Here is a 13,358-nt window from a genome sequence, read left to right as displayed (position 1 = left end):
CTATTAATTTTTACTAAGGGGTTAAGCGCAATGTATTGTGAAATTATTTATCAGGTCACAGGCGAACGCTGGGGGATATTTCCCCGTGACAAGGGTGAGTTTCAGGCCCGCCTGTTAAATTCTGACGGTATAAATATTCAGGAAAATCAAAAGCCTATGATCAGGAAGTCAGAACAGATTGAGATTATGTCCTGTTCTTTCACACCGGACGAAAAAAATAAACGCCACCGGCGGGCGTTGGACGGCCTGGTTGAAAAGCTGGTAAAAGCCGGCTGGCAGCAATTACCTGAGCAGGGGGCGGCGTGGTATAGTCTTAGGTTTTATAAAGATGACGAGACAATGACGCCATAAATCTCTTGACAATGAGATTGTTATTTGGTATATTCATTGGCAACAGCATATCGCAAATGCAATGAGCGGGATAAGTACATGAGCAGCGCTATTATCAGAGAGCCGGGGGTTGGTGTGACCCGGTAGGCGGGCTTGTGGAAATACACCCGTGAGCAGCAGGTCGAAAGTGATCAAGTAGACTGCGCCGGCTGCCACCGTTATTACAGGCTAGGGTATCGGAGTTTTCCCGTACCTGAAAAGAGCGGCTTGCTATTTTTAGCAAGCAGGGTGGTACCGCGAGTGAAGTCTCGTCCCTGTATAGGGATGGGGCTTTTTATATTTTTATGGAGGCGATAGGCATGATTATTGTAATGATCCCAACAGCTACACAAACGGAGATTGAACAAGTGATTTCCCGGGTAACCGGTGCCGGGTTAAAGGTGCATGTGTCAGAAGGAAAACTGCGTACTATTATTGGTCTTATCGGTGAGAAAAAATTAATGGCCCAGCTGCCGTTGGAAGCTATGGCCGGCGTGGAAAAAACAATATCGGTTACGGCCGGCTACAAACTGGTCAGCAGGGAATTCAAAAATGAAGACTCGGTGATTGATGTTGGCGGCGTACTTGTTGGCGGTCCGCAGTTAACCGTCATGGCCGGGCCGTGTGCGGTGGAGAGCCGGGACCAGCTCTTGGAGTCGGCCGGCATTGTCAAAGCAGCAGGTGCTCAGTTTCTGCGGGGCGGGGCCTACAAACCCCGTACTTCTCCCTACTCTTTCCAGGGGCTTGAAGAAAAAGGGCTGGAGATGCTGGCCGAAGCCGGAGCGGCAACAGGCCTGAAGATTGTTACCGAGGTTGTTGATATTCAGTCGGTGGCGGTAGTCGGTGCTTATGCTGACGTACTGCAAATCGGGGCCCGCAACATGCAGAACTTTCAGTTGTTAAAGGCGGTAGGCAAAAGTGGTATGCCGGTATTGTTAAAACGCGGTATCGCGGCGACGATTAATGAGTGGCTGCACGCTGCCGAGTACGTTATGAGTGAGGGGAATTACAATGTTATGTTTTGTGAGCGCGGTATCCGGACTTTTGAGGACTACACCCGCAATACTCTGGATTTGAGTGCCGTGGCCGCGCTTAAAAATCTCAGCCACCTGCCTGTTATCGTCGACCCGAGTCATGGGACCGGCTTATGGAAGCTGGTGCGGCCGATGGCCAGGGCAGCAGTGGCCGGCGGGGCTGACGGTCTGATGATTGAAGTACACCCCAACCCGTCGGAAGCCTTGTCCGACGGCAGTCAGTCCCTGACACCGGCGAACTTCCGGGGGCTAATGAACGAAATCAGGGCCATTGCGCCGGTGGTGGGCAGGAGAATGGCATGAGTCTGGCTGTCAGGCGGATTGCAATCATTGGTATGGGCTTGATTGGCGGGTCGCTGGGGCTGGCTTTTAAAGCAGCCAGGGGCGGGAAAATTGAAATTACCGGCATTGATACCAACGAATTGTCACTGATTAGGGCCCGGCAGCGGGGCGCGGCTGATAGCGTTACTGCTGACAGCAAGGCAGGCGCAGCTGAGGCCGATATGGTTATTTTATGTACGCCGGTACTGCAGGCGGCGGCCTTGGTAAAAGAAATAGCACCCTATTTAAAGCCGGGAACAATCCTGACCGACACCTGCAGCACGAAGTCTTATTTAATTAAGGAAATAGCAGCAGTGCTGCCGGCCGGTGTTTCTTATGTGCCTGGCCATCCTATGGCTGGACGGGAAAAAAGCGGCATTGAAGCCGCTGACAGCACTCTTTTTTGTGATAAATGGTATATTCTCATCCCGCCGGCAAACAGCGATGCCGCTGCTATTGAGGCGGTGCGCCGGGTTGTTGGCTGGACAGGCGCCAGGATTACGGAGATGGAGGCTGGCCGCCATGACCGGTGTACGGCGCTGATTAGCCATGTGCCCCATATCGGTGCGGCCGCTTTGGTAAATTTATTGTCTTACGCTGAGGATAAAGACAGCAGCATTAAGCTGGCCGGCGGCGGCTTCCGTGATACCACCCGTATTGCCTCTTCCAACGCCGATATGTGGGCCGATGTGTGTATGACAAATGCCGGGCCGATTGCCGACAGCCTGGATAAATTCAGCCAGATTATCGGTGAGGTTGCCAGCGCTATTCGCCGCGGCGACCGGGCCTGTGTCCATGGTTTTTTTGCCGCTGCCCAAGAACGCCGGGATGAGCTCCTGCAACTGGAGCAGGCTGTTACCGAACAACCCTTGTCCAATGGGCGTTGATAATAAAAAGAAGCTTACGGAAGTTCCGTAAAGCTTCTTTTATTTATTACTTAAAAATACAGATCTCGCGTACCTGCTTCGATTTCTTTTAAACGAAGGGCCGTGGCTTCTCTGGTGGCTGCCGCCGGTATTGCGGTGAGGTGTTTATGAATAGTGGCTTCGCCAATCTCCCTGACAGCAGGGGCGGCGTAATCGAGGAGATATTCTTTAAATGTTAACAGGGCGTTAGGTAAACAGACATTTTGGATTTCGCCGCTTTTGGCAAGGCTCATAAATCTGTCACCCGTACGGCCCTGGCGGTAGCAGGCTGTGCAGTAACTGGGGATAAAACCCTGCTCGCAGAGCATGCTGATAATTTCCTCAGGCGAACGGTTATCACCAGTCTCAAACTGGAGACCTTTGGCCGGGGCATTCGTTTCCCGCTCTTTATAGACCTGATGGTAGCCGCCGACACCAGTACAGGAACCGGCACTAATCTGGGATACACCATATCTGATCAGCTCATCTCTAAGCGCAGAAGATTCACGGGTGGATAAAATCATACCTGTATAAGGGACTGCCAGCCGGATAATGGCGACAATCTTTTTAAAATCCTCATCACTGACTAAGTAGGGAAACTTAGTCAGGTCCATGCCGCTGGCCGGGCGTATGCGGGGCACCGAGATGGTATGGGGGCCAACGCCCCGGGTCTTGTCAAGATGTTCGGCATGCAGGAACATCGCCACCGTTTCAAACTTGTGATCATACAGGCCATAGAGCACCCCAATGCCGACATCGTCAATGCCTGCCTCCATGGCCCGGTCCATAGCCGTGGTATGCCAGTTATAGTCGCGTTTGGGGCCGGTGGGGTGCAGCGCGGCATAAGTGGAACGGTGGTAGGTCTCCTGAAAGAGGATATAGGTGCCGATTTCCACTTCTTTTAGTTTACGGTATTCTTCAACAGTAGTGGCGGCGATATTTACATTGGCGCGGCGAATACTGCCGTTCCCGTCTTTTATGCTGTAAATCTGACGGATCGCATCAACTACGTAGTTGATGGTACAGTTGACCGGGTCTTCACCCGCCTCGACAGCCAGGCGCTTATGGCCCATTGATTCAAGGATTTCAACCTCTTCTTTGATTTCGTCAAGGGTCAGCCGGCGGCGCAGCTGGGCGGCATTGCCGGCCCGGTAACCGCAGTAAGTACAGTTATTAATACAGTGACTGGAAATGTAGAGCGGGGCAAATAATACAATCCGCGTGCCATAGATGGCCTGCTTGACATCGGCGGCGGCGGCGAACATTTCAGTTTGTAAATCCGCATCAGTTACCTCAAGCAGAACCGCGACTTCAGCGGCCGATAAGCCGTGATATTGGCGCGCCTTGGTAATAATGGCCCGGACATATTCCTTATCCCGGGATTTTGTTTTCGCCTCAGCCAGCAGTTGATAAATTAAAGGCTCATCAATAAATGCATCTGAGGTACGTTGCGCGTTGTCAATCATTTTTTTTCTCCCCTTTAGCTGCCGCTTCTCTGGCAGTAAGGGCCGATTTGACAGTAACGCCGGGAAGGTTGCCAAGTTTGCCGGTAAGCGCACCCACTTCATCGGTGGTACCCTCAATAATGAGGGCAATAACGCTGACCTCTGTATCATGCCGGGGAATACCCATACGGCCAATAATAATTTTGCCGTAATCGCTAAGAATGCTGTTGATTTTGTCAACTATACAGCGGGGATCATCGATTACGATGCCGATTACGCCAATACGTTTAGCCATGTGTTGTTCCCTCCCTCTTCCTGAGCGTAGGCCTCAGCCCTTGCTTTTAGACTGGCGACATAATTTTAGTATCCTTGGCAGAGCGGTTGACCGCCAGGCCTCAGACCATAGTCTTATTCCTATTATACATGATTTGGCGAGAAATGAATATGATCTATTTTACAATATTTCCGGCAACCTTAGTTATTCCCGGCCGGCGTACGCCAGTATCCTGGCCAGTGTCCTGTCGTACAGGGCATCAATGCCGTTAAAATTAATATTGGGCACATAATAACCTTCCAGCCGGTCATGGAGTTTCTTCGCCTCTTTGATATAGGCCCCGGCTTTGCCGAACAGCTCCCAGAAGGCAGTGCGGTCATAATCGGTGACAGGCTCTGCCTTCTGAATGAGCTCCCGGTCCAGGCAGTCAGTCATGTCGATAATGGCCGTGGTACCGCGGGGGGAATGATTATGAGGCGGGACAGAGGTAATCAGCGCGGTATGCAGCGCCGGGATGACGATATGTTCCACTTTCAGCGGATCAAGCGGGCAGTGATAGGTTTCGATATCCAGCCCCTTCACGCTGGCGGCAGCGGCCACCTTGGCCAGCAGGGTGGCTTTGCCGGTACCGGGAGGCCCTGTCAGGACATAGCGGTTTGCCAGACCGGAGGTAATAGAATCAATATAATTTACCGGACCGTCCGGGGTGATGGCAGAAGCGAATAATTTGCGATTTTTGCCGTTGCCGGCAGTGGTTACACCGGCAAACAGTGTTTCAATAAGCTCTGCTGCTTTCCAGTTGGCCTGCGTATAGTCCATTGCCTCGCAGTTTGCGGCCTCCCAGTCGTCATATACCGCTTTGGCGGCTTGCAGCATCCCGTAGGCATGCTGGAAATACCTGCTGATTTCCTTAGTACAGGCCAGGATAGCTGATTTATTATTCACCAGGCTGCTTTCCAGCCAAAATTCGCCCAGGTTAAGGATTTCATCAACACAGCCCGGGTACCTGGGGTCAACAATATGGGGCGCCGTGCCGTCGATAAGGGCGATGTTCAGCGCCGGTATAACCAGACCATCCAAAGAAGCGGGATCACTGGAACAGTGATGGTGTTCAACCGCAAACCCTTGTCCGGTCAGTGCCTGACTGATTCTTTTCATAAACGTTGATTTACCGGTGCCAGGTCCGCCTTTCAGTAAAAAAATCCGCACTGCGTCGGCAGCAATTATATGCCCGTAGTAGGAGAAAAACCCCTGCGGGGTATTACCGCCGGGAAACATGTGCCTAATCTTTGCCTCCGCCATTTGCAACCTCCTTTTTGCAGCTTTGTATTACTGCTGTCTTCACTATAATGTGTATGATGCCGGCGGCCTAAGTATATCTTTCCTTTTGCAGGTCATAATACCAATGTATACCAATGGAACGGGGGGATGGTTTTGCAGCAGCATTTGGCCTGCTACATGGGCATCGATGTTGGCTCGGTGAGTACGAATATTGCCGTATTAGACACCAGCGGCCAGGTATTTGATACTCTTTATGTAAGAACCCAGGGACAGCCGATTGCGGCTATCCAGCAGGGGCTTAAGACAATAAAAGAGCGCAACCCGGGCCTTACGGTTCAGGCGATCGGCACAACCGGCAGCGGCCGGCAGCTGGCCGGGATCATGGTGGGGGCCGATGTTGTAAAAAACGAGATCACAGCTCATGCCGTTGCCGCTATGCATGTTACACCTGATGTGAAAACCGTAGTTGAGATTGGCGGGCAGGATTCCAAGCTGATTATTATTCGTAATGGTATTGTTATTGATTTTGCGATGAACACGGTTTGTGCAGCGGGGACAGGCTCTTTTCTTGATCAACAGGCCGCAAGGCTGAATCTGTCAATAGAAGAATTCGGCGGCAAAGCAATGGCATCAACAACTCCGGTCAGAGTTGCCGGGCGCTGCGCTGTTTTTGCCGAATCGGATATGATTCATAAACAGCAGGCCGGCCATCAGATCTGTGACATAGTTAACGGGTTATGCCAGGCCTTGGCTCGCAATTATGTCAATAATGTCGGCAAAGGCAAAGATATTAAAGGGCCTGTGCTGTTTCAGGGGGGCGTCGCAGCCAACCAGGGAATGAAGCGGGCCTTTGAAGAGGTATTAAGGTGTCAGGTTATTATCCCGCCTTATTACAATGTCATGGGGGCGATTGGCGCCGCCCTGCTGGCGCAGGAAGCTACAGCCGGCAACTCAACCGCCTTCCGGGGCTTTGCGGTTATTGATGATATCTATCTGCCGCGCAGCTTTGAGTGTGACGGCTGTCCCAATATGTGTGAGGTTGTTGAAATCAGCCGGAATGATCAGCTGGCCGCGCGCTGGGGCGATCGCTGCGGCAAATGGGGTTACAAGCACTGTCAGGAGGAATAGTTTTGGAACCTTTACGTATTGGTTTACCGCGCGGGCTTTTATATTATGAATACGGCGACCTGTGGCAAAACTTTTTTGCCGCCCTTGGTGCCCGGGTCATTGTCTCCGAAGAAACTACGAAGGCCATGCTTACTGCCGGCGGCGTGCTGGGTGAGGTTTGTCTGCCGCTGAAGGTATATGTCGGTCACACCGTCAGTCTGGCAGGTAAGGCCGATTGTCTGTTTGTGCCACGGATTGTGAGTGTTGCCCGTCAGATGTATACCTGTCCCAAAATGATGGGTTTGCCTGATATTATCCGGAGCAATATCAACAATTTGCCGGAGGTTATCGATACAGATGTCAGCCTCCGGCAGCGGCAGGGCAGTTTAGCTGAGGCAATACTCCGTATTGGCTGCCGGCTGGGTCAGGGAAAAATAGCCAGCCTTAGGGCCTGGTATTGGGCCAGGCGGCAGGCTGGTGTAAAGCAGCCTGTAATCGGCGGCAGCGTGTCTGACGGTTTACGGATTGGCCTGATTGGTCACTCATATCTTATTCAGGATAAGTTTATCAGCATGAATGCCAGAGACAAACTCACCGCTATGGGGATGGCGGTTATTACACCTGAGCAGGTGCCGGTGCGGCAGGCTCAACTGGCCGCTCTTCATCTCAATAAAAAAATCTATTGGTCCTATTGCCACCATTTGGCGGGAACTGCCCTGGCACTTATTGCGGCAAGGGCAGTTGACGGTCTGATTTTTATGACTTCCTTTAGCTGCGGCCCGGATTCGATGATCAGCGAAATAATCAGGCGCAAAGCTGAGGCCGGCAACATACCGTTTATGCTGCTCAATACCGAGGAGCATACGGCAGAGGCTGGCTTTCTTACCCGGTTAGAGGCGTTTACCGATATGATCAAACGGAGGAATCGCCGATGATTGTCACTTTTCCTCATATGGGTCCACTGTATATAACGCTGAAGAGCCTGTTAAGTACCCTTGGCCTTAAGGTAATGGCGCCGCCGCCCATCACCAAGAAAACGGTGGAAACCGGCGCCCGCTATGCGCCGGAGACAGCCTGCCTGCCGCTGAAGGTCACTTTAGGCAATTATATTGAAGCCCTGGAGGCCGGTGCCGACACTATTGTTACCTGCGGCGGTGTTGGTCCCTGCCGGTTAGGGTATTACGCCCAGGTCCAGCAGGAAATTCTTACCGAACTGAACTATAAATTTACGATGGTAGTGATTGAGCCTGATGTCTTGCAGGTTATTAAAACAATCCGGCAGCTGGCGCCCCAGGCCGGGGTGAAGTCGGTGTACCGGGCTTTTACGCTGGCCGGGGCTAAAATGAATACTTTAGATAGGCTGGGGGACATGGTGCGCGAGGTCCGGGCCACGGAAAAGCTGCCGGGAACAGCGGATACGGTTTACCAGGAAGCGGTCGCCGAAATCGAGGCGGCCTCAGAGCCGGGAGAATTGCCGGACATTTGTGATATTTACCGGGAAAAGCTGTTACAGGTTGAAAAAAACGGGCAGGTGCCGCTGCGGATTGGGTTGGTAGGTGAAATTTATGTGATGCTGGAGAATTTTGTAAATCTGGACCTGGAACAGCGGCTTGGACGGCTGGGGGTGCATGTCCACCGGACGATGTCTTTAACTGATTATGTCCGTACTCATTTGTTAAGAAACAAGCCTTATCTGGCCAGGTATAATGAAATTGCCACGGCGGCAGCACCCTATCTTGGCCATGGTGTTGGCGGGCATGGCCTCAGAAGCATTGGTGCGACAGTGGAAATGGCAAAGCAGGGCTTTGACGGTATTATGCATGTTTTCCCCTTCACCTGTATGCCGGAGGTGATCGCCAAAAATATTTTACACCAAACCAGTAATGATCATGAGATTCCGGTACTCTCCCTGGCGTTTGACGAGCAGTCGGCCGAAGCCGGTGTGGTTACCCGTCTGGAAGCTTTTGTTGATCTGCTTAATTACCGGCGGCGGCTGTGATTCAAATTGTAAATCCTACCTGGTGCGGGTAGGATTTTTATTTTTTGTGTAGAATAGTTCTTACTTTGATCTTTTGGCAATCCCTGATTTGTGGCAGCCAGGGCCGGCAGGGCAATCTGTATAACTGAGGTGATTTTGATGCATATTGTACTGGTAGAACCGGAAATCCCCGGCAATACCGGTAATATAGCCAGATTATGCGCAGCTACGGGCTGTGAATTGCATTTGGTGAAACCGCTTGGATTTTCGCTGGAAGACCGGTACTTGAAACGGGCCGGGCTTGACTATTGGCATTTGGTCAAAGTACATGTACACGAGAATTTTGGCGAGGTACTTACAGGTTACCACGGACACAGGATATTTTTTAATACGACCAAAGCCGACAGGTGTCATAGTGAGATTGTGTATCAGGCCGATGATTTGCTGGTGTTTGGCAAAGAAACGGCAGGTTTGCCGCCGTCATTGCTGACAGCTTATCCGGAAAACTGTATCCGTATTCCGATGCTTGATGAGGCCAGGTCGTTGAATTTATCTAACGCCGTAGCCGTTGTCGTCTATGAAGCTCTTCGTCAGCAAGGTTTTGCGGGGCTTAGATAAGCCCCGGCAGGAAGGGGAATTGTATGTTTGCACAATTTGGTCCGGCCGGCAATCCTGACGCTTTTTATGAGGCCGGGTACAAGGCTTCGGCTGATATGCCGGTCTGGCTGGCCGGCCTGGCGTTACAAGCCTATGAGTACCAATGCAGCCGCGGGGTACATGTTGGGCAGGCTACGGCTGAACGGGTGGGGGAACAAGCTGTCCTCTATGGTGTTAAGCTTAGTATTCATGCCCCTTATTATATAAGTCTGGCTACTGAGGATGAAACCATTGCCGGCAACACCCTGCGCCACTTTCTGCGGTCACTGGAAGTAGCAGAATGGATGGGAGCCGACCGGATTGTTTTTCATATCGGGGGACCGGGCAAAGGGGGCGACCGGCGGCAGGCAATGGAACGGGCTAAGCGCCTGTTTGCACAAGTGCTGGATCAGGCTGAACGTCTGGGGCTAACAGGGCCTTACCTGCTGCCGGAAACGATGGGTAAACAAAATCAACTGGGCTCACTTGCAGAAGTGCTGGAACTGTGCAAGCTATCTAAGCGGGTAAGGCCGGCCGTGGATTTCGGTCACTTACATGCCGTCACCGGCGGGGGGTACCTGACAAAGCAGGAGTTTGCCGCTGTATTTGATAAAATCGGCGAAACCCTGGGGCCAGAGGCGGCCCGGAACCTGCACATCCATTTCAGCCGGATTGAGTTTACCAAAGCCGGCGAGCGACGCCACTGGACTTTTGCCGATCCTTACGGGCCGCCCCATGAGCCACTGCTGGCAGTGGTTGCCGAGCAGGGTTATACACCGCGGATTATCTGTGAGTCCGCCGGTACCCAGGCCCGGGATGCTATAGCAATGCAGGATTTTTATCAGGGGTTGCTGAAAAAAGATTTTTAATCGTATAAGAACATTATTTCACGCATAAGATAGATGGTGAATAACTGGAGGAATTGGTAATGAGTGTACATGACAAAGCCCATGAGCTTGGCCGGGCGTTGCGGACCTCGGCGGAGTACCAGGCATTTTTATCTGCCAAAAAACAGCTTGACAGCGATGCGGCCGGTAAAAAAATGGTGCAGGAGTTTTTTCAAAAAAAGCTGGCTGCCGAATATGATTTAATGGCTGGTAATCCTGAAGATCAGGCGAAGTCAGCGGAACTGCAAAAGCTGTATGAACTGATTGTTTTGCAGCCGCAAGCCCGGGATTTTATCCATGCTCATATGCGTTTTCAGCAAATTGCTGCTGATATTTACAAAATAATTGGCGATGCGGTAGCCGAAGGAATGGATTTATTTGGCAAAGAATGAGATGTTGGTGAGAAAGCCTGTGGAGTTTGCTGCCGAATTAGAAAAAGCTATTCCCCCGGAAAGGCTGCTGGTTGATGAACCTATGTCCAAGCACACGACCTTTAAGATCGGCGGTCCTGCTGATTATCTGGTGCTGCCGGCAACTGTCCAGGAAGTGGCCGCTGTGCTGGATACGGCCAAACAATATGCGATACCTGTTACTGTGCTTGGCAATGGTTCCAATGTATTGGTTTTAGACCGGGGAATCCGGGGTCTTGTTGTTAAATTTGGCCCGGAAATGGGCTATATCAGGCATAGCGGCAGTACCTTATTTGCCGGGGCCGGTGCACTGCTGGCAGAGGTATCAAAATATGCAGCAGCCAATAATCTGGCCGGCTTTGAGTTTGCTATCGGTATTCCCGGCAGTATCGGCGGTGCGGTATTTATGAATGCCGGCGCTTATGACGGTGACATGAGCCAGGTAGTGCAGGCTGTTACCGCCGTCTGTGGCAATGGTGACCTCAGACGTTTTACGCGGGAGGAGCTTAATTTCGGTTATCGCCATAGTGTATTCCAGGAGAATGACTGTTTTGTCTGTGAAGTGGAACTGGGTTTAGCTGAGGGAGAAGATAACTCTATTCGTGTTCTGCTCGATGACTACACCAGCAAGCGGGAAAGCAAGCAGCCGCTGGAAATGCCCAGTGCCGGCAGTACGTTTAAGCGGCCCCAGGGTTACTTTGCCGGGACACTGATTGAACAGGCCGGGCTGAAAGGCACCCGCATCGGTGGTGCGCAGGTTTCGACAAAACATGCCGGTTTTATTATCAATGCCGGCGGGGCTACTGCCCAGGATGTGCTGGCACTTATCAGTAAAGTTCAGGCTGGGGTTTATAAACAGTTTGGGATTACACTGCATCCGGAAGTACGGGTACTGGGGGAAAAATAATATTTTGCCGGATAATAAGCAAAACCGGGGCCTCGGTCCCGGTTTTGCTATTTCTGCAGGAAATCAGCAGCTTGTGTAGAATTTAAAGGCAAAGGTTTCTAAATATTCAACAACTGTGACCTGTTTCTTATGAAAAATGGGATAAAAGGAGTCAAACTTATGCGGTTAACTTTTTTGGGGGCTGCCGGCATGGTTACCGGATCGTCCTACCTTTTAGAAATCGGTTCAAAAAAATTCCTTATTGATTGTGGGTTGTTTCAAGGCTCGAAAGCGATTGTTGCGCTAAACAGAAGGCCATTTAGCTATAACCCGGCTGACATTGACGGGGTACTCTTGACCCATGCCCATATTGATCATAGCGGTCTGATACCGCGGCTGTGCAAATCGGGTTTTAAAGGACCTGTTTATGCCACTAAGGTAACAACTGAACTTTGCAGCATTATGCTGCCCGACAGTGGGCATATCCAGGAGTTTGAGGCTGAGATTGCCAATCGCAAAGGACAGCGGGCCGGTCGTAAGACCGTGGAACCGCTCTATACTGTTGATGAAGCCTATGCCTGCCTGCAGCAGTTTTCCCCTGTTGCCTATGACGCCAAGCTGGAGCTTGCCGACGGAATTACGGTTGCCTTCCGGGATGCCGGTCATATACTGGGATCATCAATGGTGGAAATCTGGATCACTGAAAATGGGGGCACAGTCAAATTTTTATTCTCCGGGGATTTGGGTCAGCCTGATCAGCCTATTATCAAGGACCCGACGATGATTGCCCAGGCCGACTATATTGTCGTTGAGTCTACTTATGGTGCCCGCCAGCATGAGCAGGAGGACCCTGTGGAACTGCTGGCAACCTATGTTAATGACACTGTGGCCAGAGGCGGCAATTTGATCATCCCTTCCTTTGCCGTTGGCCGCACCCAGACGCTGCTATACCATCTGAATATGCTGTTTAAGGGCGGTCTCATTCCTGACATACCTGTTATTATTGACAGCCCGCTGGCTATTTCGGCGACAGATATATTTTTGAAAAATTCCCAGGAGTATGACCGGGAAGCCTACGATATGCTGTATAAAGACAATCAGCATCCCCTGCAGCTGCCGCAGCTGACCTATACCAAGACAGCCGATGAGTCCAAGGCCATCAATAAGCTGGACCGCCCGGCCATTATTATTTCTGCCAGCGGCATGGCTGATGCCGGCCGTGTCCTTCATCATCTGAAACATAATCTGTGGCGGCCGGAGAGTGCAGTTTTGTTTGTTGGCTATCAGGCCCAGGGCAGTATGGGCCGGCGCTTGCTGGAGGGTATTAAAAAGGTTAAAATTATGGGGGAGGAAATCAGTGTTAAAGCCAAAATTTATAACCTGGATGGTTTTTCCGCCCATGCCGACCAGGATCAGTTAATGACCTGGCTGGGTAAGTTTGAATCCAAACCTGCCAGCATTTTCATTGTCCATGGCGAAGAAGAGATGGCAGAACCGTTTGCTCAGCTTATTGATGAAAAGTTCGGCATCGCCACCTATGTCCCGCAATATGGTGATTCAGTCCTGATTACCGGGCGTGACTGGAAAATTGAACCTTCGGCAATCGAGGCTGTTGAACCTGCGGTGCAGCAATTACGGGATTATCTGGCGGAAATGGAGCGGGAATATGCTGAATTGCGGCTCAAACTGGAAGACGCTGTGGCTATAAATGCCGGCAAGCTCCCGGATGCCCTCCGCCGCGCCGATAAAATCCGCACCTTTACCAGAAAGACGCTGAAAGATTTATAATTAGAAAAAAACAGGAAAAAGTAAAATTTAATTTGAC

At 51.3% G+C, this 13,358-nt stretch carries 14 protein-coding genes and 1 other annotated feature; of the genes, 11 read left to right on the top strand and 3 right to left on the bottom strand.

What is annotated here, in order from left to right; all coding sequences use genetic code 11:
- Positions 1 to 30 precede the first annotated feature (30 nt).
- From SPTER_RS11940 to SPTER_RS11930, 3 genes are all read left to right on the top strand, one after another.
- Entirely contained in the window at positions 31 to 351 is a 321-nt protein-coding gene (locus SPTER_RS11940; RefSeq protein WP_144350606.1) for a hypothetical protein, read from the top strand.
- A 52-nt stretch (positions 352 to 403) separates the two neighbouring features.
- Positions 404 to 649, top strand: a binding site (T-box leader).
- Between the two features lie 40 nt (positions 650 to 689).
- Positions 690 to 1,706 (top strand): 3-deoxy-7-phosphoheptulonate synthase, encoded by a 1,017-nt coding sequence (gene aroF / locus SPTER_RS11935; protein WP_144350605.1) that lies wholly within the window; start codon positions 690 to 692, stop codon positions 1,704 to 1,706.
- Positions 1,707 to 1,708: 2 nt separating this feature from the next.
- The gene (locus SPTER_RS11930; protein ID WP_144352882.1) at positions 1,709 to 2,611 is read left to right on the top strand and encodes a prephenate dehydrogenase; all 903 of its coding nucleotides are present in this window, start codon (positions 1,709 to 1,711) and stop codon (positions 2,609 to 2,611) included.
- Positions 2,612 to 2,661: 50 nt separating this feature from the next.
- On the opposite strand, the gene hydG is transcribed toward SPTER_RS11930, so the two are convergent.
- The 3 genes from hydG to SPTER_RS11915 form a co-directional block, all read right to left on the bottom strand.
- Complete coding sequence (gene hydG, locus SPTER_RS11925) at positions 2,662 to 4,095, bottom strand: [FeFe] hydrogenase H-cluster radical SAM maturase HydG (RefSeq protein WP_144350604.1); 1,434 nt, start codon at positions 4,093 to 4,095, stop codon at positions 2,662 to 2,664.
- Positions 4,088 to 4,369, bottom strand: a complete 282-nt coding sequence (locus SPTER_RS11920) for a TM1266 family iron-only hydrogenase system putative regulator (protein ID WP_144350603.1) — start codon at positions 4,367 to 4,369, stop codon at positions 4,088 to 4,090. Before SPTER_RS11920 ends, hydG begins: the two co-directional genes overlap by 8 nt.
- Before the next feature lie 183 nt (positions 4,370 to 4,552).
- The gene (locus tag SPTER_RS11915; RefSeq protein WP_144350602.1) at positions 4,553 to 5,650 is read right to left on the bottom strand and encodes a PRK06851 family protein; all 1,098 of its coding nucleotides are present in this window, start codon (positions 5,648 to 5,650) and stop codon (positions 4,553 to 4,555) included.
- Between the two features lie 156 nt (positions 5,651 to 5,806).
- On the opposite strand from SPTER_RS11915, the gene SPTER_RS11910 reads away from it, so the two are divergent.
- The 8 genes from SPTER_RS11910 to SPTER_RS11875 all read left to right on the top strand — a co-directional run bounded on the left by SPTER_RS11910 (position 5,807) and on the right by SPTER_RS11875 (position 13,321).
- Positions 5,807 to 6,757 carry an acyl-CoA dehydratase activase gene (locus SPTER_RS11910; RefSeq protein WP_246105586.1) on the top strand — a complete coding sequence of 317 codons (951 nt, stop codon included), beginning with the start codon at positions 5,807 to 5,809 and terminating at the stop codon, positions 6,755 to 6,757.
- A gap of 2 nt (positions 6,758 to 6,759) precedes the next feature.
- Positions 6,760 to 7,671: an acyl-CoA dehydratase activase-related protein gene (locus tag SPTER_RS11905; protein ID WP_246105585.1), complete on the top strand. Its 912-nt coding sequence runs from the start codon at positions 6,760 to 6,762 to the stop codon at positions 7,669 to 7,671.
- The gene (locus SPTER_RS11900) at positions 7,668 to 8,735 is read left to right on the top strand and encodes an acyl-CoA dehydratase activase-related protein (protein ID WP_144350600.1); all 1,068 of its coding nucleotides are present in this window, start codon (positions 7,668 to 7,670) and stop codon (positions 8,733 to 8,735) included. Before SPTER_RS11905 ends, SPTER_RS11900 begins: the two co-directional genes overlap by 4 nt.
- A gap of 138 nt (positions 8,736 to 8,873) precedes the next feature.
- A complete protein-coding gene (trmL, locus tag SPTER_RS11895; RefSeq protein WP_144352880.1) occupies positions 8,874 to 9,332 on the top strand; it encodes a tRNA (uridine(34)/cytosine(34)/5-carboxymethylaminomethyluridine(34)-2'-O)-methyltransferase TrmL in 459 nt (152 codons plus the stop codon).
- Positions 9,333 to 9,355: 23 nt separating this feature from the next.
- Positions 9,356 to 10,219, top strand: a complete 864-nt coding sequence (locus SPTER_RS11890; protein WP_144350599.1) for a TIM barrel protein — start codon at positions 9,356 to 9,358, stop codon at positions 10,217 to 10,219.
- Positions 10,220 to 10,278: 59 nt separating this feature from the next.
- The gene (locus tag SPTER_RS11885; RefSeq protein WP_144350598.1) at positions 10,279 to 10,629 is read left to right on the top strand and encodes a YlbF/YmcA family competence regulator; all 351 of its coding nucleotides are present in this window, start codon (positions 10,279 to 10,281) and stop codon (positions 10,627 to 10,629) included.
- Position 10,630: 1 nt separating this feature from the next.
- Entirely contained in the window at positions 10,631 to 11,554 is a 924-nt protein-coding gene (gene murB, locus SPTER_RS11880) for a UDP-N-acetylmuramate dehydrogenase (RefSeq protein WP_144350597.1), read from the top strand.
- A gap of 159 nt (positions 11,555 to 11,713) precedes the next feature.
- Positions 11,714 to 13,321 carry an MBL fold metallo-hydrolase RNA specificity domain-containing protein gene (locus tag SPTER_RS11875; RefSeq protein WP_144350596.1) on the top strand — a complete coding sequence of 536 codons (1,608 nt, stop codon included), beginning with the start codon at positions 11,714 to 11,716 and terminating at the stop codon, positions 13,319 to 13,321.
- The last annotated feature ends 37 nt before the right edge of the window (positions 13,322 to 13,358 follow it).

The sequence above is a fragment of the Sporomusa termitida genome (assembly GCF_007641255.1).
Classification (GTDB): domain Bacteria; phylum Bacillota; class Negativicutes; order Sporomusales; family Sporomusaceae; genus Sporomusa; species Sporomusa termitida.
This window is presented reverse-complemented; position numbering and strand designations above follow the sequence as displayed.

Bases quoted from the DNA above. Each gene is read 5' to 3' on its own strand.
- SPTER_RS11940 (WP_144350606.1), top strand. From the start codon at position 31: ATGTATTGTGAAATTATTTATCAGGTCACAGGCGAACGCTGGGGGATA.
- aroF (WP_144350605.1), top strand. From the start codon at position 690: ATGATTATTGTAATGATCCCAACAGCTACACAAACGGAGATTGAACAA.
- hydG (WP_144350604.1), bottom strand. From the start codon at position 4,095: ATGATTGACAACGCGCAACGTACCTCAGATGCATTTATTGATGAGCCT.
- SPTER_RS11920 (WP_144350603.1), bottom strand. From the start codon at position 4,369: ATGGCTAAACGTATTGGCGTAATCGGCATCGTAATCGATGATCCCCGC.
- SPTER_RS11915 (WP_144350602.1), bottom strand. From the start codon at position 5,650: ATGGCGGAGGCAAAGATTAGGCACATGTTTCCCGGCGGTAATACCCCG.
- SPTER_RS11910 (WP_246105586.1), top strand. From the start codon at position 5,807: ATGGGCATCGATGTTGGCTCGGTGAGTACGAATATTGCCGTATTAGAC.
- SPTER_RS11900 (WP_144350600.1), top strand. From the start codon at position 7,668: ATGATTGTCACTTTTCCTCATATGGGTCCACTGTATATAACGCTGAAG.
- trmL (WP_144352880.1), top strand. From the start codon at position 8,874: ATGCATATTGTACTGGTAGAACCGGAAATCCCCGGCAATACCGGTAAT.
- SPTER_RS11890 (WP_144350599.1), top strand. From the start codon at position 9,356: ATGTTTGCACAATTTGGTCCGGCCGGCAATCCTGACGCTTTTTATGAG.
- SPTER_RS11885 (WP_144350598.1), top strand. From the start codon at position 10,279: ATGAGTGTACATGACAAAGCCCATGAGCTTGGCCGGGCGTTGCGGACC.
- murB (WP_144350597.1), top strand. From the start codon at position 10,631: ATGTTGGTGAGAAAGCCTGTGGAGTTTGCTGCCGAATTAGAAAAAGCT.
- SPTER_RS11875 (WP_144350596.1), top strand. From the start codon at position 11,714: ATGCGGTTAACTTTTTTGGGGGCTGCCGGCATGGTTACCGGATCGTCC.